Origin of the sequence: Hyalangium gracile (genome assembly GCF_020103725.1) — a bacterium.
GTDB lineage: Bacteria > Myxococcota > Myxococcia > Myxococcales > Myxococcaceae > Hyalangium > Hyalangium gracile.
Genome location: NZ_JAHXBG010000016.1, coordinates 78250 through 98037, shown reverse-complemented (window position 1 = coordinate 98037; position 19788 = coordinate 78250). Strand labels below are relative to the sequence as shown.

The 19788-nt window shown below is 69.6% G+C and carries 23 protein-coding genes; 9 read left to right on the top strand and 14 right to left on the bottom strand.

All coding sequences use genetic code 11. The features are described 5' to 3' along the window. Positions 1 to 30 precede the first annotated feature (30 nt). A complete protein-coding gene (groES, locus tag KY572_RS29245; RefSeq protein WP_013941457.1) occupies positions 31 to 321 on the bottom strand; it encodes a co-chaperone GroES in 291 nt (96 codons plus the stop codon). Positions 322 to 705: 384 nt separating this feature from the next. Between groES and KY572_RS29240 the strand changes: the two genes are divergently transcribed. From KY572_RS29240 to KY572_RS29230, 3 genes are read left to right on the top strand one after another with little or no spacing between them, the layout of a single operon-like run. After that, entirely contained in the window at positions 706 to 1302 is a 597-nt protein-coding gene (locus KY572_RS29240; protein ID WP_224246283.1) for a hypothetical protein, read from the top strand. Positions 1303 to 1314: 12 nt separating this feature from the next. Further along, a complete protein-coding gene (locus KY572_RS29235; RefSeq protein ID WP_224246282.1) occupies positions 1315 to 1956 on the top strand; it encodes a hypothetical protein in 642 nt (213 codons plus the stop codon). Positions 1957 to 1994: 38 nt separating this feature from the next. Next, complete coding sequence (locus KY572_RS29230) at positions 1995 to 2465, top strand: NUDIX hydrolase (RefSeq protein WP_224246281.1); 471 nt, start codon at positions 1995 to 1997, stop codon at positions 2463 to 2465. On the opposite strand, the gene rpoZ is transcribed toward KY572_RS29230, so the two are convergent. The 7 genes from rpoZ to KY572_RS29195 all read right to left on the bottom strand — a co-directional run bounded on the left by rpoZ (position 2462) and on the right by KY572_RS29195 (position 8492). Beyond that, on the bottom strand, positions 2462 to 2755 hold the full coding sequence (gene rpoZ / locus KY572_RS29225) for a DNA-directed RNA polymerase subunit omega (RefSeq protein ID WP_224246280.1): 294 nt from the start codon (positions 2753 to 2755) through the stop codon (positions 2462 to 2464). The genes KY572_RS29230 and rpoZ overlap by 4 nt on opposite strands. A 131-nt stretch (positions 2756 to 2886) precedes the next feature. Further along, on the bottom strand, positions 2887 to 3333 hold the full coding sequence (locus tag KY572_RS29220) for a CHRD domain-containing protein (protein WP_224246279.1): 447 nt from the start codon (positions 3331 to 3333) through the stop codon (positions 2887 to 2889). Positions 3334 to 3546: 213 nt separating this feature from the next. Next, the gene (locus KY572_RS29215; RefSeq protein ID WP_224246278.1) at positions 3547 to 4500 is read right to left on the bottom strand and encodes a hypothetical protein; all 954 of its coding nucleotides are present in this window, start codon (positions 4498 to 4500) and stop codon (positions 3547 to 3549) included. 10 nt (positions 4501 to 4510) lie between these two features. Beyond that, positions 4511 to 6151 carry a caspase family protein gene (locus KY572_RS29210; RefSeq protein ID WP_224246277.1) on the bottom strand — a complete coding sequence of 547 codons (1641 nt, stop codon included), beginning with the start codon at positions 6149 to 6151 and terminating at the stop codon, positions 4511 to 4513. Then, positions 6148 to 6933 (bottom strand): DUF4384 domain-containing protein, encoded by a 786-nt coding sequence (locus KY572_RS29205; RefSeq protein WP_224246276.1) that lies wholly within the window; start codon positions 6931 to 6933, stop codon positions 6148 to 6150. Before KY572_RS29205 ends, KY572_RS29210 begins: the two co-directional genes overlap by 4 nt. After that, positions 6930 to 7469 carry an RNA polymerase sigma factor gene (locus tag KY572_RS29200; protein WP_224246275.1) on the bottom strand — a complete coding sequence of 180 codons (540 nt, stop codon included), beginning with the start codon at positions 7467 to 7469 and terminating at the stop codon, positions 6930 to 6932. The genes KY572_RS29205 and KY572_RS29200 overlap by 4 nt, the downstream gene beginning before the upstream one ends. 24 nt (positions 7470 to 7493) lie before the next feature. Continuing rightward, positions 7494 to 8492: a hypothetical protein gene (locus KY572_RS29195; RefSeq protein WP_224246274.1), complete on the bottom strand. Its 999-nt coding sequence runs from the start codon at positions 8490 to 8492 to the stop codon at positions 7494 to 7496. A gap of 224 nt (positions 8493 to 8716) precedes the next feature. On the opposite strand from KY572_RS29195, the gene KY572_RS29190 reads away from it, so the two are divergent. Genes KY572_RS29190 through KY572_RS29180 form a run of 3 tightly spaced genes read left to right on the top strand, consistent with a single transcriptional unit; the run spans position 8717 to position 10832 of the window. Further along, a complete protein-coding gene (locus KY572_RS29190; protein WP_407660015.1) occupies positions 8717 to 9574 on the top strand; it encodes a nucleotidyltransferase in 858 nt (285 codons plus the stop codon). Then, positions 9558 to 10262 (top strand): metallophosphoesterase family protein, encoded by a 705-nt coding sequence (locus tag KY572_RS29185; protein WP_224246446.1) that lies wholly within the window; start codon positions 9558 to 9560, stop codon positions 10260 to 10262. Before KY572_RS29190 ends, KY572_RS29185 begins: the two co-directional genes overlap by 17 nt. A gap of 39 nt (positions 10263 to 10301) precedes the next feature. Beyond that, entirely contained in the window at positions 10302 to 10832 is a 531-nt protein-coding gene (locus tag KY572_RS29180; protein ID WP_224246273.1) for a hypothetical protein, read from the top strand. A 12-nt stretch (positions 10833 to 10844) separates the two neighbouring features. Here KY572_RS29180 and KY572_RS29175 read toward each other — a convergent pair whose 3' ends face one another. After that, positions 10845 to 11741, bottom strand: coding sequence for a hypothetical protein (locus tag KY572_RS29175; protein WP_224246272.1), 897 nt, complete (start codon positions 11739 to 11741; stop codon positions 10845 to 10847). Positions 11742 to 11862: 121 nt separating this feature from the next. Here KY572_RS29175 and KY572_RS29170 point away from each other — a divergent pair, with 121 nt between their 5' ends. Beyond that, entirely contained in the window at positions 11863 to 14337 is a 2475-nt protein-coding gene (locus KY572_RS29170) for a TonB family protein (protein ID WP_224246271.1), read from the top strand. Continuing rightward, on the top strand, positions 14334 to 15164 hold the full coding sequence (locus KY572_RS29165; protein ID WP_224246270.1) for a hypothetical protein: 831 nt from the start codon (positions 14334 to 14336) through the stop codon (positions 15162 to 15164). The genes KY572_RS29170 and KY572_RS29165 overlap by 4 nt, the downstream gene beginning before the upstream one ends. A 9-nt stretch (positions 15165 to 15173) precedes the next feature. On the opposite strand, the gene KY572_RS29160 is transcribed toward KY572_RS29165, so the two are convergent. The 5 genes from KY572_RS29160 to KY572_RS29140 form a co-directional block, all read right to left on the bottom strand. Further along, positions 15174 to 16154 (bottom strand): Ig-like domain-containing protein, encoded by a 981-nt coding sequence (locus tag KY572_RS29160; protein ID WP_224246269.1) that lies wholly within the window; start codon positions 16152 to 16154, stop codon positions 15174 to 15176. A gap of 98 nt (positions 16155 to 16252) precedes the next feature. Continuing rightward, positions 16253 to 16963 (bottom strand): hypothetical protein, encoded by a 711-nt coding sequence (locus KY572_RS29155; protein WP_224246268.1) that lies wholly within the window; start codon positions 16961 to 16963, stop codon positions 16253 to 16255. Between the two features lie 120 nt (positions 16964 to 17083). After that, positions 17084 to 17722, bottom strand: a complete 639-nt coding sequence (locus KY572_RS29150) for a hypothetical protein (RefSeq protein WP_224246267.1) — start codon at positions 17720 to 17722, stop codon at positions 17084 to 17086. Between the two features lie 98 nt (positions 17723 to 17820). Continuing rightward, on the bottom strand, positions 17821 to 18402 hold the full coding sequence (locus KY572_RS29145; RefSeq protein ID WP_224246266.1) for a hypothetical protein: 582 nt from the start codon (positions 18400 to 18402) through the stop codon (positions 17821 to 17823). A gap of 54 nt (positions 18403 to 18456) precedes the next feature. Beyond that, a complete protein-coding gene (locus KY572_RS29140) occupies positions 18457 to 19149 on the bottom strand; it encodes a hypothetical protein (protein ID WP_224246265.1) in 693 nt (230 codons plus the stop codon). Positions 19150 to 19616: 467 nt separating this feature from the next. Here KY572_RS29140 and KY572_RS29135 point away from each other — a divergent pair, with 467 nt between their 5' ends. Beyond that, positions 19617 to 19775, top strand: coding sequence for a hypothetical protein (locus KY572_RS29135; RefSeq protein WP_224246264.1), 159 nt, complete (start codon positions 19617 to 19619; stop codon positions 19773 to 19775). Positions 19776 to 19788 lie beyond the last annotated feature (13 nt).

The following is a 19788-nucleotide window of genomic DNA, read 5'->3' as shown; positions in this document are numbered from 1 at the left end:
TTTGAAAGGGGAGCGGGGAAAGCGGGGGGACTACTTCTCGATCACGCCCAGCACGTCCTCCTCACGGAGGATCAGGTGCTCCTCGCCGTCGAGCTTGATCTCGGTGCCGGCGTACTTGCTGAACAGGATGGTGTCACCGGCCTTGATGTCCAGCGGACGCACCTTGCCGTCCTCCTGGACCTTGCCGTTGCCCACGGCGACCACCTTGCCCTCCAGGGGCTTCTCCTTGGCCGTGTCGGGGATGAACAGACCACCCTTGGTCTTGTTCTCCTCGGCCACGCGCTTGACGATGAGGCGGTCCTGCAGGGGGCGAATCTTCATGGTTCGGTCTCCTTCGAAAAGGCGCCCGGATGACCGTGCGCCTGGGTGGGATAGGGCCTGGGGGCCCGGGGGCTTTAGCACTCATAACCACCGAGTGCTAAGGCTCGAGCGCGCGGGATAATAACCAGCGAAGTCACCCCGTCAAGCGACCCGAATGCGGGTCCTTGTGTCCGGCTAAACAGCCGTCCTGACTGCCATTTTCCAGCTCGCTCCCGGACGGAGCATCCCCGACTCCAGGGCACTCACACGTCCGGGAATTGGCACTCTCTCTGTGAGAGTGCCAGTGTAAGTCCTTGAAAAGACTGGGGTCTACCTTTGCGGCAAAAATCGCCCGTTGGTAGTCTTTGGATATCCCCGAACTCGAGGGGAAGGAGGCCGATGTCCATGAGTGAACTGGTGACGGGTTCTTCTTTGAAGGAGTTCTTCAAGTCGGTCCTGGACGAGGTCATCCGGCGCCAGCGGGTAGTCATCGCGGAGCTCACCGAGTTCTACCTGGTCAACCTGCTCACCGAGTTCGCCACGTCGGACAAGCTGTTCAGCCAGGATCAGGAGGGCCGAAAGGACCACGAGCCCCTGGCGGTGCTGTACCACCGGGCGCTCCAGCAGGAGCGCGAGGAGCGCATCCGGACGCTCCGCCGCCTGGGAGACGTGTCGCTGTACAAGGCCGGCTTCTTCGCGGGCGCGCTGCAGAGCAGCGTGGTGGGCTCGGACTACTACATCCAGATGGGCGGCACGGCCTACGGGCAGGTGGCCGAGCTGTCGCCCGCGGCGGGCTTCGCGGACGTGTACCGGGAGCTGTGCTCGAAGTTCCGGGCGCTGGTGGAGGTGCTGGAGGAGATCTCCGCGCGCGGCATGGTGCAGGGCGGGCCCACCGGGACGCTGAAGGTGTACGAGACGTGGGTCCGCACCGGGAACAACAAGCTGGAGCGGGTGCTGGTGGACGCGGGGATGTTGTCGCCCAAGGGCCATATGCCCAACTAGCCAGGAGCGCGCATGATCGGTCGTATCCAGGACCACCTGGAGGCCATCTACGGCATCACGTGCGCGGCACGGGCCGAGACCTTCGTGGTGGACACGGAGTCCGCGGTGCAGCTCGGGGGCACGGGCCGGTCCGAGGAGGAGCTGCTGGTGAGCGAGGGAGAGGGCGAGCTGGAGCTGGCCCTGTACCTGGCGCCCTCGCTTCTGGACAGGCTCAAGCCGTACGAGGCGGGCCCGGTGGGGCACGTGCTGGACGGGGACCTGGACGGGTACTGCCAGGTGGCCGAGGGCGTCTCGCACTTCCTCTACGTGGCGCACACGGCGACGCACGGCCGGGCCCTGTCGCTGCTGGAGCTGGAGGCCCAGGCGGAGGTGGACAAGTTCGCCGTCTGCCTGCTGCACCGCTGGGGCGAGGGGGTGAAGGGCTGGGCGGAGGAGCTGCTGCACCGGCTCTTCGAGCGCGTGTCCTACCGCCCCCGGCTGTCGGCCCAGGAGCGCTGGCGGTACGAGGAGGCCAACCGCCTGTCCCGGAGCTTCTGTACGCGGCTGATGGGGCATGTGGGGGAGCGCCGACTGGAGCGGCTGCTGTCGGACCTGCGCTACGCCTACCGGCTGGGGGCGGAGGCCAAGCTCCGTCATTTCTCGCAAGGGATGTGAGCCACTGGCGGCCCGCTTCGGGGTAGGGTGCTCCCCGTATGCCGCGCGAGGCGTCCGCCGGAGGAGTGGTCATCCGCGAGAATGCGGGGAGCTGGGAGGTGGCCGTGATCCGTCCTCACGGGCGCAACCTGTGGGCTCTGCCCAAGGGGCACGTGGATCCCGGCGAGACGCCCGAGCAGACGGCCGCGCGCGAGGTGCGGGAGGAGACGGGGCTCACCGCCACGCTGATGGCCTCGCTGGGGGAGATCCGCTACGTCTACCAGTTCCGGGGGCAGCGCATCTTCAAGCGCGTGCACTTCTACCTGTTCCGCTATCAGGCGGGGGAGCTCGGAGTGCTCCCGCCCGGCCCGCGCGTGGAGGTGGATGAGGTGCGCTGGGTGCCGCTGGCGCAGCTCGTCCCGGTGCTGGGCTACAAGGGGGAGAAGTCCATCGCCGCGCGCGCGGTGAGGCTGCTGCGCGCGGGAGACTCGACTCCCCCGGGAGGGCTCCCGGAGGGGAGCCGGGGCTAGACGGCCGGCGGCGGAGCGAGCGGCGGCACCGGGGCGGCGGAGGCGGAAGCAGCGGCCTTGGCCTCCTCGCTGGTGTACTTGCCGGACAGCGCCTCGCGCACGTCGCGGTCGAACTTCACGCGGCCGGTGGCGATCTCACGCAGGGAGAGCACGGGCGGCTTGTTCTTGGAGATCTCGAGGATGGGGCGGGCGCCGGCCATCAGCTGGCGGGCGCGCTTGGCGCCGAGCAGCACCAGGGCGAAACGGTTGTCGACGAGGGGGAGGCAGTCTTCGACAGTGATGCGGGCCATGGAAATCCTTCGGGCTTCTCTGAGGAGTGACGGAACCTAAAGAGCGCGCCCGGCCGAGTCAAGGAAGGACGACAAGAGGGGCAGGCGGGCAAGCAGGCGCCCGACCTGCCCCAGGGGACCGCGGGCGGGGACTAGTCCGCCTTCTTCAGGTCGCCGCGGATCTCACCACCGCCGTAGGTGGTGGTGTGGATGTTGACGTACATCTTGCCGTCCTCGAAGAACTTCTGCTGCTCGTCGGTCAGCTCCTTGTCGCCGCAGGAGCCCGCGCCCGAGCCCGCGCTGATGTCACCGGTCGTCCCGGTGGGCACCATCAGGTTGCAGAAGATGTCGCCCTCGCCTGTGGCGTTGATCGGGCCGTGGATGTGGGCGCCGGCGGTGTTCGAGGTGAGGTCCTTGAAGTTGCCCTCGACCTCGAGCTTGTCGCTCACCTTGACGGTGACGGTGCCGCTGGCAGGGGTGGAGACGGCGGTGGGCTTCTGCGCGCCGCCGGTCAACGCGGCGGTGTACTCGGTGGCACCACCGCACGCCGCGAGGGAGAGGGCCGCCACGCACGCGATGAAAAGACGATTCGCCTTCATTGTGTAAACCTCCTGAGTTGTCCCACTGTGCGCCGGGCTCCGCGGCGCGAAGTGGCATGGCACGAAGTCATGCCCGGATCCTGGGGGTTACCGTCCGGAAGCCTGTCGGGTGGGGGCTGCCTGCCTAACAAGCAGCTCTGACGTCGGCCAATTTTTTCGTGCACGGACACGCCGCGTCATGTCCCTCTGTACGGTGGTCGTGTCCGAGCGGATTCATTCCTCGAAGCCAGGGACGTCCGGGCAGCTGCTGGCGAGACCGATACCGAACAGTTCCCAGCTGCGTTTGGCGAAGGTGAGCCGGTTCTGCGCGTCCCAGCACTCGGTGTAGCCGGCGCCCATGAGGTCTCCCGCGCGGATGACGAAGCCCCCCACGCCGCCTCGGTCCGGCGTCCACCGGGTGGTGATCTCCACGTCCTCCGTCAGCCCGCCGGGCACCGCGTCAATGCCCTTCTGGAGGAAGCGCATCTCGCCGAAGCCCCCCGGTAGCTCGCGGTAGTTGAAGCGGATCTGGAGCGCGGGCGCGGAGGGCAGGGACGGCAGCGCGGTGATGATCATCTCCACCCGCGTGGGCAGCACCCGGTTCTGGTACCCGACATCGAGCCGCTCGAGGTCCTTCAGGTCTCCCACGTCGAGGCGTTTGGCCATCGCCTCCTTGATGAAGAGGTGCAGCTCGCCCTCGCCCTTGCGGATGCCCGCGTCCGCCTTGAAGGAGCCCATCAGGAAGGGCCACCAGTCGGCCTCGGTGCCCTTCGACGGCTTGTACTGGAGCTCGTAGTCGAAGAAGTCGCCCTCGCGGGTCATCACGAAGCGGACGTCGTGTCCCGGCTGCTTGCTGTCCGGGTAGGGCCCCCAGGTGCGGCGGTTCGGCTCGCGGGTGGTGGGCGGCACCGTGCGGATGTTCTCGAGCAGGCTGAGCAGTTCGTCCAGGGCCGTGTTGAACTCGATCGAGGTCTGCCGGGTCTCGGCGTAGATGGGCGAGAGCTCTCCGACGACGAGCCGATCCTGCCGCTGGGTCAGGTTGCTGCCGGAGCTCGAGCCGCTGTCGGGCAGCTTGGTGGCGAGCACCTCGCGCGTGGGCAGGGCGTTGAGGTACTCGAGGTCCTCGTTGGAGATGTTGCCGCCGCACGCGGCGAGGAGGCAGAGGAGTGCGGGCCAGGGGGTTCGCATCGCGCGCTCCTTAGAGCTCATAGGTCACCAGGGCTCCGAGCTCCCAGTAGCCCAGGGCGCTGGGCGGATCCTGGATGGCCCGCTCGGAGAGGTTGGGGTTGGGGGTGTTGGTGCCCTGCTCGTGGACGTTATAGGTGAAGTAGTGGATCCGGCCGCGCCCGGTGATCTGCAGACTGCGCAGCAGGCGATAGCGCAGCCCCGCCACCAGTCCGGGCGAGAACGTCGCGTAGTACTGGGCCGGGAAGACGTCCTGGTCGAACCTGCGGCCGGTGTAGAGGTAGGTGAGCCGCGCGCCGATGAACGGGGAGAGGTCCCCCACGTGCCACTCGGTGGTGAGCGAGGTGCCCAGGTTGATGACCGAGTACCGGTAGCCGGCGCCCGCCAGCGTCGCCAGGTTCAGCTTCGTGGTGCGCCCGCCCAGCGCCACGTCGAAGCTCCACACCCAGTCCTCGCGGAAGTAGTCGTGGAGGTGCGCCTCGGCGCCGACGAGAGGTACGGAGAGGAACAGCGTCTGCCGGGCGTTCTCGTTGAAGAAGGAGTGGTAGCCACCCGCGAGCCCCACCGTCCAGTAGGAGCCTCGCGCGCTGGCGCCCTTCACCGGATCGTCCGAGAAGGGAGCGTCCCGGAAGCGCGCCTCCTCCAGCACCGTCTCCTGGCCGCGCCGTACCTCCACCTCGCCGATGCGCAGCCGATCCACCAGCCGGCGCTTCACCCGGTACGTGCCCGCCGCGAGCGCCACCCGCCGCTCCACCTCCGGTGCCTTCTCCAGCTCCGCGACCACCAGCCCGCTCGGATCCACGAAGTAGTAGGCGCCCGCCGGAGCACGGGACGGCACCACGAGGCCCTCGGAGGCGCGCAGATCCGTGAGCACCAGATCGCCGTTGCCCGCCAGATCGTAGCTGAAGGTGGGGTGCTGCGGCCCCGCGCTGCTGGCGGCCGTGTCCGCCACCGTCCGCGCGTACGCGTGCGAGTACGCCTCGAAGAGCGTCACCCGGCCATCCCCGGAGCGGTCCGCGTCCCCCAGCATCCCGCTGGCCAGGTGGTGCGAGAAGTAGCTGCCGCCGATGGCGTCCGACTCCTGCGAGTCCTCGTCCGACGAGCTGGAGGTGAGGATGACCATGCCCCGCGCGTTGCGCGTGGCGCCGGAGTCGATCTCGAAGGCGGGCGCGCGCCGGGCGCCCTTGGTCCGCGTCAGCGCGCCGGAGCGGCACGAGTCCAGGATGGCGATGCGGATGTCCGCGGGCGCGTCCGCCAGGTGCCGCTTGAGCGTGTCGAAGGGCAGCCGCGTGTCCCCGAGCCGCAGCGCGCCATCCTTCGCGTGGCCCGAGTAGTAGATGACGAGCGCCGTGCGCGCCCCCCGCGCCTGGGCTGCCCGGACCTGGGCCTCCACCTCCGCCAGCGCGGTGAGCACGTCCTTGGCGTCCTCGTTCAGCAGCAGCCGGGCGTCCGCTGGCGCCACTCCGCCCAGTCGAGCCAGCAGGCCGTGCATCTTGCGCGCGTCCTCGCGGGCGTAGCGCAGGGGGCGCGTGTCCGGGCCGCCCTCGTCGTTGCCGATCACCAGGGCGAAGCGGCGCATCGGCTCCGCCCCCGCGACGGTGGCCAGCAGCAGCGCGAGGGCGAGGACGCCCGGCTGTCGTCCCGAGCGCTTCACGGCTTGAGCAGCATCCAGTGGGTCTGATCGCCGTCCACGTCCAGGGGCGCCATCCGCCCCACGTCCCGCCCGGCCGCCTCGAAGGCCCGGCGCGCGGCGGCGGCGGCATCCTCCACCGCCACGGGCGCGTCGCTCAGCAGCACCACCACGCGCTCGGCGCCCGAGCCGGTGAACTCGATGCTGTCCGGCAGCCAGTGCGTGCCGGCGCCGGGCTCCACCGGCAGGCTCTGCCCGGCCTCGGGGTAGAGCGGCGTCACCTCGCCCGAGGCGTCCACCGACAACGCCAGGACGTACCGGCGCGCGTCTGGCGCATAGCCGAGCCGCACGCGCTCACCCTGGGCCAGCGGCTCGGGCGCATCCGTGCGCGCCACCCGCTGAGAGCCCTCTCCACCACCGATGCGCAGCTCCGCCGTCGCGCCGCCCTTGGTCCGCACGCCCGACACAGGGCTCGAGGAGAGCAGGGGCCTGGCCGCCACCACCACCAGCACCGTGGCCGCCAGCGCCACCGCCGTCCCCATCCACCGCTGGCGCGCGGCTCGCTGCGAGGCCTCCTGCCGGCGAGCCTTCTCCTCCGCCTGCTTCACCCCCGCCTCGAAGCGCTCGAAGGGAAGCTCCGACTCGAACTTGTGCTGGGCCTCCTCGGCCTCGCGGAGCACCGCGCCGCACCGCTCGCAGCTGGCGGCATGGGTCCGGGCCCGGATCGCCTCGTCGGTGGCCAGCTCGCCCGCGTGCAGGCGACGCAGCGTCCACTCCGTGGGGTGCTCTGACAGTTGCGCGCTCATGGGACCCTCAGCTCTTCTCCACCCAGCTCCGCGAAGTGTTCCAGCCGCTTGCGCACCGTGGGCACCGAGCGCCCCAGCAGCGCGGCCACCTCCTCCAGCGTCATGCCGTCCACGTGGTAGTGGATGACCGCGGCCTGCGTCTCCAGATCCACCTTGGACAGCAGCCGGCGCACCAGGTCCCTCGTCTCCATGGACTGCTGGCCGCCGTGGCCCTCGGGGCGCGCCGCCTCCTGGCGCTCGAACCAGCTGCGCCAGCCGGCCCGCTCCGAGCGGATCTGGTTGAGGCAGTGGTGGGTGGCGATCTTCATCAGCCACGTCAGCGGCGAGGCCTCGGCACGGAAGTCGCTGCCGTGGCTGAGCGCCCGGGCGAACACGTCGTGCATCGCGTCCTCGGCCTTCGCCGGATCCTTCAACAGGTAGCGGCAGCGCCCCAGGACGCTGCCGCCATGCTTCGTGTACAGCTCGCGCAGGAAGGCTCGCCGGTCCTCGGTCGGACCGCCCTGGATGACCCTCAGGACCGGCTGGCTGGTTCCCATCGCGCGTCGCAGTCTAGGTGCGGATCACAGCTGCGAATAGACGGCCGTGCTGAAGCTGCCGCACGCCGAGACGGCGCCGTACACCGGGAGGGGCACCCAGCTGGCCTCCAGGAACTGGCTGGAGAAGTTCGCATCCCAGCACTCGCTGAGGGTGGCGGCGGCGATGTTGTAGTCCCCGCCGGTGATCTTCACGTCCGCGCGGCCCGAGCCGCTCTGCGTCCAGCGGCTCTTGATGGTGAGGTGCTCGATCTGCGAGCGGGTCGGCTCGTTGTCGAAGTTCTTGTTGATGGCGAAGTCGAACTCGCCGCCCGCGCCCGGCGTCTCCTTGTAGCGGTAGTCGACGTTGATCTTGGTGCCGGGGCGCTCGTCGTCCTTCACGTTGCGGAAGTCCGCCTCCACGGTGGCCACGGCGGTGGCGCTGGCGCGCGCGTAGCGGATCGTCACCGCGCCAATCTCATCGTCGTGCTCGGGCATCGTCGCCGCCGCGTCCCAGTCCAGCTTCATGTCGCCGGAGCCGAAGTCCCGCAGCCGGTTGCCCTGGGCATCCAGGCCGATGGTGTGCGTGCCGGAGAGGACGACCTTGAACTCCGAGTCCGCCGCCGTCTTCGCCTTGCCCTCCAGCTTGTACGTGTAGCTGTGCTCGGCCGTCTTCGTCATGGTGAGCTTCCAGGTGTTGGGGCTCAGCGCCTCGGTGTACGGCCCCCACACGGCCACCTCGCCCTCGATGGAGGTGGGCGTGTGCTTGCTGATCTCCTCCACCAGGTTGAGCGCGAACGCCGTGCCGCCGTTGACCGTCACCGTCGCCCCACGGGTCAGCACGTAGAAGTCACTGCGGGCGCCCAGCCGGAGCTCCATCGCGCTCACCGAGTCGCTCTGCAGGCCCTGGCCGGAGCTGCCGCCCGGCTCCTTCACCTCGACCATCTGCTTGGAGGGGAGACCGTCGCGGAACTCGTCCTCGGGGGTCTGACCACAACCCACGGCGAGGAGGGAGGCGGCGCACAGCATCAGGCTCTTGCGGAACATGGGGTTCTTCCTTTCGGGGTTCGGCCCCCCGGCGGGGCCGTGCAGCGTGTTTGCGTCCCCATGGACACGGCACCCCCGGAAAACAGAAAGCCCGATTTCTAGCCGGATTTTTCGGTGCTGAAAAAGCCAGTAATGACGCGGGGTTGCAGCCTGCTCGGCTGCTCACCGGGCACGCATCGACGCTGGCCCGACGGACAAATTCCCCCGTCCCTAGGTTATGCCCCATGGAAAAGCGACATCCGAACCATCCCGGGGAGATGGGCCTCGATGCCAGCCTGGCCGAGATCGCTCGAACTCCCGATGAGATCAACGCTCGGGCCCGAGCCATCGGACTGCTGCTGGATGCGGGCGTGCCCTTCGTCGTCGGCGGGGCGTATGCCTACGCGACCTATACCGGCATCTACCGGGACACGAAGGACCTGGACCTCTTCCCACGCAAACGCGATGCGGGCCGCGCGCTCGAGGTGCTGGAGCTGGACGGGTGGCGCACCGAGCGCACCGACGAGGTGTGGCTCTACAAGGCCTTCAAGGGCGAATACTTCGTGGACTTCATCTTCTCGTCCGGCAACGGCGTGGCGGTGGTGGACGACGCGTGGTTCGAGCACGCGAAGACGGCCACCGTGTTCGGCCACCGCTGCCTGGTGGCGCCCGCCGAGGAGATGATCTGGTCCAAGGCCTTCGTCAACGAGCGCGAGCGCTATGACGGCTCGGACGTGAACCACCTGCTGCTCAAGGCCGGGCGGGAGATGGACTGGGAGCGCCTGATGTGGCGCTTCGACCGGTACTGGGAGGTGCTGTTCAGCCACCTGATGATGTTCCGGTACGCCTACCCGTCGCAGCGGGACAACGTCCCGGACTGGGTGATGGCGGAGCTGCTGTCGCGCACGCTGGAGACGGTGCGCGAGGGCAACTGGGAGGAGCCGCTGTGTCGCGGCAACCTCATCTCGAGGGTGAACTACCACGTGGACATCCACCACTGGGGGTTCCGAGACGGTCGGCTGTGGGACGAGAACGACAGGAAGCACGGAGGAGAGCGTGGCGCGCGACCCGAGCTCGAAGATTCGGCTGGCAGCAGTCGGTGATCTCCACTGCCGTGAGGACCACCATGGCCGCTTCCGGCTGCTCGTGAAGCAGGTCAACGCCTCTGCGGACATCCTGCTGCTGTGCGGCGACCTGACGGATCGCGGCATGGCGGAGGAGGGCAAGGTGCTGGCCGAGGAGCTGTCGGCCCTGCGCGTGCCGTGCGCCGCGGTGCTGGGCAATCACGACTACGAGCACGGCCAGGTGAAGGATATCTGCTCCGAGCTGGCGAAGGTGGGGGTGCACATCCTGGATGGAGACCACTTCATCTTCGAGAAGGTGCTCGGGGTGGCCGGGGTGAAGGGGTTCGGCGGAGGCTTCGGCAACGCCACGCTGCAGGCGTTCGGCGAGGGGCAGACCAAGTCCTTCGTGCAGGAGGCGGTGGCCGAGTCCCTCAAGCTGGAGGCGGCGCTGAGCCACCTGGACACGCCGAAGAAGGTGGTGATCATGCACTACGCCCCCATCCCGGAGACGCTGGAGGGGGAGAACATCGAGATCCGCCCCTTCCTGGGCACGAGCCGCCTGGCCATGCCCATCGATCACTACCGGGCGGAGGCGGTGTTCCACGGGCACGCGCACCACGGCACGCGGGAGGGCAAGACGCGGGGCGGCATCCCCGTCTACAACGTGGCGATGCCGTTGATGGCCCGTCACACGCCGGATCAGCGCTTCGCGCTGATGGAGATCTGAGCCGGTGACGCCTCCCTGCCAAGGCGGTAGGGTGCCCGCGTGCTGAGGCTCTACAAGAAGGAAGGGGACACGCTCCGCTACTGGGAGGCGTGGGTGGACGAGGCCGGGCTCTCCGTGCACTGGGGCGCCGTGGGCGAGATGGGCGAACACAAGACGACGCCCGTTCCTCCCGACGAGGACCCGGACATGGCCATCGCCCAGGCCGCCGAGCCGCTCGTGGATCAGGGCTATGACGAGCCGGAGCCGGACTCGCTGATCCCGCTCGTCGTCCAGTACACGCTGGAGGGCAAGGGCACGGGACACGACTTCGAGAAGCGCAACGCCGTGGAGGAGCTGCTCACCGACATCCTCGGCTGGACGGGGAACGGCGAGGTCGAGGGGGCGGAGACCCAGGCGGGGCGGATGAACATCTTCTGTCGCGTCATGGACCCGCAGGTCGCCATGCGCACCCTCGTGGAGGCGCTCGAGGAGGAGGGGTACCTGGAGGGCGCCGTCATGGCCCTGGTGCCCGAAGGGCAGGAGCCTCGCGTCCTCTGGCCCCAGGGTGGGGCAGGCACCTTCCGCCTCTGAGCGGGGTGGCGCTCAGCGGGTGAGCGGCACCACCGCGCACACACCACCGCCATTGAGGTGGGCCTGGTCCACGATGCTCTGGGTCACGAACTCCCAGAGCGTCTGGACGGCGTAGGCGCCCGGCTCATAGATGACGGGCTTGCCTGCCGCGTCGAGCAGCTCCCCCCCGTTCATTCCCCGCAGATCCAGGAGCTGCTGGCCGGCCAGACCCTCGGAGGTGATGAGCTTGTCGGGGCCGGCGGAGGCGGCGAAGGCCTCGAAGCGCAGCTGCACGCCCCGGTGGGTCCCCAGCCGATCGTAGAACATGTGCTCGGCGTGGATGGTGACCTCCGCCTCGGCGATGGAGTTCTCCGGGACGATGATGCCCTGCGTCCCGTCCACGCCGTTGATGCAGTCCACCATGCGCGCGTTGACCGGAAAGCCGAAGGCGAAGCGGAAGACACCCTGGCCCACCTTCACGGCCTCGCCCTCCAGCCAGTAGCTGTAGCCGCGCGAGCGCATGAGCTCGAGATCCGCGGCGGAGACCTGGCCGTCGGGCAGCTCGGTGGCGTCATCCGGCGGGCGGACCGCGAAGCCCACGTTCCAGCGCCCCGCGGGCACCTCCGCCAGCCGCGTCAGGTCCACGTCGCCCTTCTGCAGGTCCACCAGGACGTGCCGGCTGGAGCTGTGTGTCTGTCCGGAGCTGGAGGTGAGGGTGAAGTCCCCCACGGACACCAGGTACTTCGTGAACCGGACGGACCAGTCGTCCTGGAAGAGGTGGCTGGAATAGCCGTCCTGGGCGCCCTCCTCGCCGCTCATCATCACCCGCGCCTCACCCATGGCCACCGGAGAGCACGCGGCGCCCGAGAGCAGGAACGTCACCGCGAGGAGGCCGCGCGCCACTCCGCCGAGGATGTCTGGAGGTCTCATGTAGCGGTGAAGTAAATGCAACGAAGTTGCAAGTCAAGTCGAGGGTGGGTTATCTGCGCCCATCGTGTGGACTTCATTCGTGCTGTTGTGGGCATTGGGCGCGGCGCCTGTGGAGGTGCCTGTGTCCCCGCCGGTGCCCCAGGAGGCGGCTCCGCCGGTGCTGCCCGAGGACGCTCCGCGCCTGGAGAGCGCCGCCACCGTGCTGCTGCGGGTCACCATCGACACGGAAGGCAGCGTGTCGCGGGTGGAGGTGCGCGAGTCCGCCGGGGGGGTGCTGGATCGTGCGGCCATGGGAGCGGCGACGCGCTGGCGGTTCCTCCCGGCGCGCAGGGGCGAGGTGCCCGTGGAGGTCCAGGCGGACATCCCCGTGACGTTCGCGCCGCCACCGCCTTTGCCCGTTGCCACCTCATCCGAGCTCCCGGTGCCGGAGCCCTCCAGTCCGGAGGCAGCCGTGGCTGGCTCGGAGCCGAGCTCGCCAGGAGCCGAGGAGAGCCCGCCAGTTCCAGCGTCCCGGTCCTTCTCCACGCTGGTGCGAGGCCAGGGGGCGCGGCCTCCGCCCGCGGCGGCAGGGGACTTCCAGATCGAGGTGGGACAGCTCGCGGACGTACCGCGCAACTCCGCCACGGAGCTGCTGCTGCTGGCACCGGGCGTGATGCTGGCCAACCACGGAGGAGAGGGCCACGCGGAGACGGTGTTCCTCCGGGGCTTCGACGCGGGCGAGGGCAAGGACGTGGAGTTCCGCCTCAACGGCGTGCCCCTCAACGAGGTGTCGCACGCGCACGGCCATGGCTACTCGGACACCTACTTCATCATCCCGGAGCTGGTGGACTCGCTGCGAGTCACGGAGGGGCCGTACGATCCGGCGCAGGGAGACTTCGGCGTCGCGGGGACGGTGGAGTACCAGCTCGCGCTGAAGCGGCGGGGGCTGATGGTGTCCGCCAGCTACGGCAGCTTCACCTCCCGGCGGCTGGCGCTGGTGTGGGGACCTCGAGAGACGAGCGAGGCCACCTTCGTGGGCCTGCTGCTGCGCCAGGGACACGGCTTTGGTCCCAACCGGGCCTATGCGAACGCGGGGCTCATGGCCCAGGGAGAGTTCCGCGTCGGGAACGAGGCGCGCATCCGCGTGCTCGGGGCCAGCTATGGGGCGCGCTATGCCTCGGCGGGCGTCATCCGGGAGACGGACCAGGTCGCGGGGCGGCTGGACTGCGACGCGGACGAGGACGCGCAGTTCTTCTGCCTCCATGACCCGAACCAGGGCGGCGCCGGGCAGCGGCACCTCGGCTCGGTGGAGCTGATGACCCGCCTGGCAGGCGGAGGGCGCCTGCTCCAGCAGGGCTTCGTCGTCCTGAGGCAGATGCGCGTCCGGGAGAACTTCACGGGCTTCCTCAACGACGTGCCCCCCGAGGGCGAGTCCCAGCGCGGCGACAACACGGAGCAGTTCTACACGGGCACGACCCTGGGCCTGCGCGGGCGCTACACCCCGGGCGGGACGGTGTGGGGACAGCCGCAGCCCCTGGAGCTGGGCTACGTCGGGCGCTTCGACAATGTGCGGACGCGCTCGCGCCGGCTGAGGGATCGGGGCGGGGCGCCCTACCTCACGCTCTTCGACAACCAGGTGCGGGTGACGAACCTGGGCGCCTACGCGTCCTTGAAGGCGGCGCCCCTCTCCTGGCTGTCGGCGCGCGGCGGGGTGAGGATGGACAGCTTCCTCTTCGCGGTGGAGGACGAGAACCGACCCTCGGAGGATCGGCAGGGCGAGCGGATTCCGTCAGAGGCCATCGAGGCATACGGCCTCACGCTGAGCCCTCGGGCGACCGCGGAGGCCCGGCTGACGGAGCGGCTCTCCTGGCTCACCAGCGTGGGCCTGGGCGCGCGCTCCAGCGATGCGGCGGCCTTGTCGGACTCGGAGTTCGCTCCCTTCGCGCGGGTGACGTCGGCGGAGACGGGGCTGAGCTACACGGGCAGCCATGGCGGGCTCACGCTGGAGACCCGGGGCTCGTTCTTCGCCACCCGCGTCTCGCAGGACTTCGTGTTCAATGAAGAGGCGGGCCGCAACCAGCCGGTGGGCGCCTCTCAACGGGTGGGCGCCTTCGTGCAGGCGCGCTTCCTGCTGCACGAGCGACTGGATGTGCTGGCGAGCGTCGCGTGGGCGCGAGCCTCGCTGCCGGCGCCCGGTGCCTCACCATGGAGACTCTTCGAGGGAGAGGTGCTCCCCTACATTCCCCAGCTCCTCGGTCGGGTGGATGCATCCCTGCGCGGGGAGGTGACGCTGCGGGGCGAGCGGCTGGGATGGAACGTGGCGCTCGGGCACGGCAGCATCGGCCCCAAGCCCCTGCCGCTGGGGCGCTTCAGCGAGCCCATCTTCCTGTTCGACGCGGCGGTGCGAGGCCGGTGGCAGGCGGTGGAGCTCGGGCTGACGGTGGAGAACCTGCTGGACGCTCGGTGGCGTGAGGCCGAGTTCAACTACGTCTCCAACTTCCGCGGCCCGGACGCGCCCGCGTCGCTGCTGGCCACGCGCCACTTCTCCGCCGGAGCTCCTCGCACCGTGCGGGGAACGCTGACCGTGTACCTGGACTTCGAGGAGGAGCACCCATGAAGACGACGCGCAGGGCCTTCGCGCAGGTGTTGGGAGCAGGCCTGCTGGGCGGCCTGACGGGGCTGCGGTGCGGGCTCTCGGCCACGGGAGGCCGCTCGGTGATGTTCCACATGGGGCTGCGCGCCGCGCGTGCGCCCGGAGAGCCCCAGGTGGGCCGCTTCACGACGGATACGGGCTGGCGGGTGGAGCTGACGGCCGCGCGGATGCTGCTGGGGCCCATCTACCTGTTCGAGAACCCCTCGCCCCTGGCGGGCACCACGGTCCGAGGGCTGTGGCGCGGGCTGGGCGAGCTGCTGCTCCCCACCGCGCACGCGCACGACACCTTCTTCTCCGGGGGACGGGTGCTCGGGGAGTGGGACCGGGAGGTGGTGTTCGATCTCCTCGGGGGAGACGGGGCCACGCAGGTGCTCGGCCGTTCCCCGGGCATCGCCGGGGAGGTGCGCTCGTTCTCGTTGCTGCTCCAGCCGGCCAGCGTGCTGGGCCCGGAGGCGACGTCGCTGGGCGGGCACTCGGTGGTGCTGGAGGGGACGGCCTCACGCGAGGCGCGGGAGGTGATGTTCCGGGTGGAGCTGGACTTCCCGCCGCCGGTGGAGCTGCAGCGCGTGGAGTTCGTGCCCAGCCAGGTGGAGCTGGACGACGATGGACTGTTCATCGTGGAGCCGCGGCCCCACGCCTGGTTCTCCGGGGCGCTCTTCGAGCGGCTGGAAGTGCCGGAGGGAGGAGGGCGGGTGACGGCTCCACCCGAGAGCCAGGTGCACCGCGCCCTCTTCATCAACCTGCGACGGCACACCGCCTTCACAAGCGCCTGGGAGCCCTTCGCCCCCTGAAGAGGAGGCTCAGAAGGATTCTTCGAGGATCACTCGGAGCTTCGAGTCTGGCGAGGTGAAGCGCGCGCGAACCTCGGGGGCATCCGGCGCCGTGAAGAGGACGCGGTGCGTGATGCCCGAGCATGCGGGGGGGGCTGTCTCGATCGAGGAATCCACGGGGGCACCGTCCGTGGACGTGCTCAGGGCCACGGAGACCTCGTGGTCGAGGAAGAGCACATAGGCGGTCTCGGGCGCCAGCCGCAGGCGGGTGTAGCCGGAGTACCCGCTGCCCTCCTGCGGCATCGTCACCTCATAGAGCTTGTGCGTCTGATCCGTGCGAGGCACCGTCCCCGTGGGAGTCGCGGACGCGCTCACGGGCAGCACGGTGTCGACGAGCGTGTGCCCGCAGGCATGGTTGAGCAGCGGATCGTTGGCGCCCGTCTTGAAGTCGAGCCGGCCATCTCCCAGCCCGGGATGGGTCGCATCGAGCGGGTTGCCCGATGGATCCCGGAAGCCCTTCAGGTCCAGGGCGTAGGAGCTGTCCTCCTCGAGCACGGGGCCGCCCTCATCGGGCTGGAGCGCGACGAGGGTCAGCTTCCGCCCGTCCGCGGCCCAGGTGCCCTGAACGGAACGCGGCGTGGCCGTGCTGTCCGTCAGGTTCAACAGCGTGGCCTGGATGACGGAGGTGTCCATGGGCTCGCTGAACTCCACGGTGAAGACCTTGCGCTCGGACAGCCCTGCCTGCCCGGTGGTCCGGTAGTACACCTCGACGGGGTAGAGGCCCGTGGTGCCCTCGGCGGGGCTGGAGGAGATCACGCTGGGAGCCGTGGTGTCGCCCGCTCCCGCGTCGGGCCCGGCGTCCGGCGTTCCAGTGCCTCCACCATCCGGGGTACCTCCATCGGGCGCGGGCTGGCTCGGAGGCTGGGGGGAGGTGTCATCGTCGCCGCAGCCGGGGATGAGTGGCAGCGAGCAGGCCGCGATGAGCAGGAGGGCAAGAGGGAGACGGCGCATTCCAGGACCTCGAGGGGGAACCAGGGTGAAGGACCGGGGCGCCCCTCGGTGGAAGGACGCCCCGGAAGGAAGCCCGATGGAGCGGGGCTTCGCGCGGGCTAGCAGCCCGTGTGGATGGCGGGGTTGGAGTCGTTGCAGTCGGTGTCGTCGAGCACGTATCCGGTGGGCGGCGTGCACGCGGTCAGCGAGAAGACGTTGGTGTTGCCGTAGCCGTCACCGTCCGCGTCCTGGAAGTAATAGACGCGGTTGTCCTCCACGCGCTCCGGGATGACCTGCACCGTGCTCGAGGTGGAGGGCCCCAGCGTCAGCCTGTACGTCGCATCCTTGGTGAGGTTGTTGTAGACGACCACCTGGCTCAGGCCGCAGCCCGACTGGCTGATGGCCTGCGGCGCCGAGAAGGCCTGCGTCACCGTGTTGCCCGACGCGTCCTTGAGCACCACGGTGATGTTGGAGGAGACGAAGAAGGCCCACGCCGAGTTGGTGCGGTTCGGCACGAACTTCACGGTGCCGGTATAGGAGCTGCCCGAGCCCGGCAGCGTCACGGTGTAGGCCGTGTGCGTGGTGTTGATGCCCGGCATGCTGGGATCCGTGCTTGAGCTGGTCGCCGTGACCGAGGCATAGGGGCCGTTGTTGATGTGCCCGCATGCGTGGCCGATGACCACGGGGCCCAGCGCCGTGCAGCCGGCCTCCATCAGGCCCTGCTCCTCCTGAGCGGGGGCCTGGGTCTCCTCCATGGACTCGATGGGGCCACAGGCCGCCAGGGCGAGGCCCAGTGCGGCGGCCCAGCTGTTCCGCGTCTTCATCTTCATGTCATGTCCCTTTCGGTGAGCCGTGGAAGCACGGCGCTCGCCATGAGCGCCGTCGTCCTCCACGGGGTGCTGCGGTGAGGCAGGGCGTGCGACGCGCGAGAGCCAGGGCCCTCGAGCGCGTCACGGGAAGTACTCGGTCACCATCCGGAGCTGCTCCAGGGAGGTGGGGCCGAGCGTGAAGGTGTAGACGACGCGCTCGGTCAGCTCGAGGCCGATCATGTGCTGGAGGCCGGAGCAGGCCGTGGTGGGCTTCTCCGCGACGGATGCCACCACCCGCTCGCCCTCGCGCACGGCGAAGGGCACGTTCTGGCTCAGGTAGACGATGAAGTCCCCGGTGCCGAAGGCCTTGAACTGGAAGGTGCCGGTGTACTGGCCGCCCTCCACCGGCCGCAGGTTCACCGTGTAGAGCGTGTGGAAGGCGTCCGCTCGCGGCATGCGGCTCTCGGAGGCCGTCACCGTGGCGTAGGGGCCGTTGTCCACGTGCCAGCAGGCGTGGACGCCGTCATCCCCGAAGTCGAAGCCCTCCCGAGGCTTGTAGTCAGGGTCCACCTCGCACACCAGCTGCTGCTCGGGCGCCCGGTAGCCGCGGTCGCAGTGACACCAGTCACCGGTGGGCTCGCGGTGGATGTGGCCGTGGGGAGCGCAGGGATCCTCCAGCTGCGCGGGCGGCTCTTCGGAGGGAGGGAGCTCGGACGCACCACAGGCGGTGAGGAGCGCGCAGCACGCGGCGAGGACGAGGGGACGCTGGGAAGGGCGCATGGGCAGGAACCCGGAGCAAGGGAGGAGGGGAACCGCCGGGGAAGCCCACGGACCTTGGAGGAAACCCGTGGGCTCCACCCGGCGGCGTTCAGCAGCGACTACTCCTCGTGGTCGTGCTCTCCCGCCTCCTCGATGACGAGGGTGAAGGAGGCGTTCTGCGGGAACACGGCCTGGAACTCGAGGCGGTAGACCTTCCCCGCCTCCAGGTCCGCCGTCACCATCCGACGCAGGCTGCCGCAGGCGGCCTCATCGATGAGGTACGAGCACTCCTTCGAGACGACAGTGGTCCCGTCGTAGATCTTCAGGCCGCGCCGGCGAGAGAGCAGGAAGGCGTACTCACCCGACTCGGCGGGCCGGTACGTGACCGCGCCGGCGTAGATCCAGCCCTGGGTCGGCAGGGTGATGTTGTACGCGGTGTGTGGCAGGTTGACGTTGGGGAAGGTGGTGCTGCCGAGCGAAGCCGCCGTGACGGCCGTGAACGGGCCGAAGTCCCCGTGGTAGCACGCGTGCTCGACGACCTCCTCGTCCGGGCCCTCGCACGTGTTGAGGGCCTGGACGGCGGACTCCTCCTCGGCAAGCACCGGCTCCTCGGAGGCCTCGATCGTCTGGCCGCAGCCGACGAGCAGCAGCGAGAGGCTGGAAGCGAGCAGGGCCTTCTTGAACAGCGACTCCATCTTCATGGTGACACTCCTTGGGCACTACGGGGGGGACAGGCGCGGGAAGGACGCGAGCGCTCAGAAGGCCTCGGGGCGCAGCACGGCCCAGGACACGACGACCTCGCCCGAGGGCAGGTACTCGGGGGGGAGCTGCATGTGTGGCCCGACGTCTCCGAGCTGGAGATGAGGCACCCGCCGCTGGGCCTCCGCGTAGGACTCGGAGTCAGGAAACGTCACCCGCTCCAGGCAGCCGGCGGCGTAGCAGGAGGAGGGCCCGGCACGGACGGGCAGGACGGAGGCGCTGATCTGCTCGCGCCAGCGCTCCAGCGCCTCGCGGGCCTGCTGCGTCCAGGGCTCCTGGCTCTCGCCCGAGGAGAGGAACTCGGCCAGGACGGCATCCCGGCGTGCCAGCGGCGTGGGGTACTGGCCACGTAGCGCCTGGACGATGCGGTGGCGCAGCCGCGTGGCCTGACTGGGGGCGTCCTCGACCGCGGAGGCCTGCATTGGCGAGGAGGGCAGCGGCGGAGCGGCCGGCGCAGGACGCGGGCTCGTGGTCCGCCTGGGAGAGGAGGGCGCCTTGCTCTCTGGCGTGGGGGAGGCGGCGAGGGCGGCCGCGCCGGAGGTGGGGCCAGGCGCTCGAGGCTCCGCGGTGGGGAGGGGCTCGGCGGGGAACTCGTCCCGAGCCAGCTCGACGGGCTGACGCAGCCAGAGCGAAAGGGCTCCTGCCGCAAGCAGACCGGTACCTCCCACACTCCAGACGATTCGGCTCATGGCTCGTCGGTCCTCGGGCGCACCTGTCGCCCGGTGTCTTCACTCCGATGTGGAGGACGGGCCAATAGATGCCATAGTGATCCAGATGCAATCAAGTTGCATTTGATCGACGGTTGTTACCGAAAGGAGGTGCGCTCTCGTGGAGTCGGCCGGGTGTCGGCGTCCTAACACCTTGACGAGCGCGAGCGCGCCGGCCCATCCCCGTCAGATGCTGCGCCACCTGAAACGGGCAGAGGGCCCGAGTCCGCCCCCGCGTCCGGTCCGCCCTCGTGCCGGGCGGAACCAGTCCGAACTGGTCTGCTTGTCATACCAGTTGGGGCTCGGTTCGCTCCCAGGGCGTCTCCCTGTCCAGGCCGTTCCCTTGGCTCAGGCGCCTCCCTCCAGGGGGCAAGCACTGTTTCGGAATGCCTTGAGCTGCGAGGCGTGACTCGCGCTCCCTTCGCCCCCTGGGTCGTCCGCTCCTCCTGGTGCTCCTGCTCGCCGGGTGGGTGCTCCCTGCCGTCTCCTCTGCCCAGGCCTCGAGCGGCCCGCCTCGCGCGGATGCCTGCGCGGGCACTGGCGCGAAGCCGGACGCCGCGGGGAAGGAGAGCGAAGTACTGGTGGATCGCACGCTGCGCTGGTTCTGAGCGCGGCGCGAGA

What these genes read in the sequence shown, in the direction of transcription:
- groES (WP_013941457.1), bottom strand. Translation starts at nt 321, where the DNA reads ATGAAGATTCGCCCCCTGCAGGACCGCCTCATCGTCAAGCGCGTGGCC.
- KY572_RS29240 (WP_224246283.1), top strand. Translation starts at nt 706, where the DNA reads ATGAGTGAACTGGTGACGGGTTCTTCTTTGAAGGAGTTCTTCAAGTCG.
- KY572_RS29235 (WP_224246282.1), top strand. Translation starts at nt 1,315, where the DNA reads ATGATCGGTCGTATCCAGGACCACCTGGAGGCCATCTACGGCATCACG.
- KY572_RS29230 (WP_224246281.1), top strand. Translation starts at nt 1,995, where the DNA reads ATGCCGCGCGAGGCGTCCGCCGGAGGAGTGGTCATCCGCGAGAATGCG.
- rpoZ (WP_224246280.1), bottom strand. Translation starts at nt 2,755, where the DNA reads ATGGCCCGCATCACTGTCGAAGACTGCCTCCCCCTCGTCGACAACCGT.
- KY572_RS29220 (WP_224246279.1), bottom strand. Translation starts at nt 3,333, where the DNA reads ATGAAGGCGAATCGTCTTTTCATCGCGTGCGTGGCGGCCCTCTCCCTC.
- KY572_RS29215 (WP_224246278.1), bottom strand. Translation starts at nt 4,500, where the DNA reads ATGCGAACCCCCTGGCCCGCACTCCTCTGCCTCCTCGCCGCGTGCGGC.
- KY572_RS29205 (WP_224246276.1), bottom strand. Translation starts at nt 6,933, where the DNA reads ATGAGCGCGCAACTGTCAGAGCACCCCACGGAGTGGACGCTGCGTCGC.
- KY572_RS29200 (WP_224246275.1), bottom strand. Translation starts at nt 7,469, where the DNA reads ATGGGAACCAGCCAGCCGGTCCTGAGGGTCATCCAGGGCGGTCCGACC.
- KY572_RS29195 (WP_224246274.1), bottom strand. Translation starts at nt 8,492, where the DNA reads ATGTTCCGCAAGAGCCTGATGCTGTGCGCCGCCTCCCTCCTCGCCGTG.
- KY572_RS29190 (WP_407660015.1), top strand. Translation starts at nt 8,717, where the DNA reads ATGGAAAAGCGACATCCGAACCATCCCGGGGAGATGGGCCTCGATGCC.
- KY572_RS29175 (WP_224246272.1), bottom strand. Translation starts at nt 11,741, where the DNA reads ATGAGACCTCCAGACATCCTCGGCGGAGTGGCGCGCGGCCTCCTCGCG.
- KY572_RS29165 (WP_224246270.1), top strand. Translation starts at nt 14,334, where the DNA reads ATGAAGACGACGCGCAGGGCCTTCGCGCAGGTGTTGGGAGCAGGCCTG.
- KY572_RS29160 (WP_224246269.1), bottom strand. Translation starts at nt 16,154, where the DNA reads ATGCGCCGTCTCCCTCTTGCCCTCCTGCTCATCGCGGCCTGCTCGCTG.
- KY572_RS29155 (WP_224246268.1), bottom strand. Translation starts at nt 16,963, where the DNA reads ATGAAGATGAAGACGCGGAACAGCTGGGCCGCCGCACTGGGCCTCGCC.
- KY572_RS29150 (WP_224246267.1), bottom strand. Translation starts at nt 17,722, where the DNA reads ATGCGCCCTTCCCAGCGTCCCCTCGTCCTCGCCGCGTGCTGCGCGCTC.
- KY572_RS29145 (WP_224246266.1), bottom strand. Translation starts at nt 18,402, where the DNA reads ATGAAGATGGAGTCGCTGTTCAAGAAGGCCCTGCTCGCTTCCAGCCTC.
- KY572_RS29140 (WP_224246265.1), bottom strand. Translation starts at nt 19,149, where the DNA reads ATGAGCCGAATCGTCTGGAGTGTGGGAGGTACCGGTCTGCTTGCGGCA.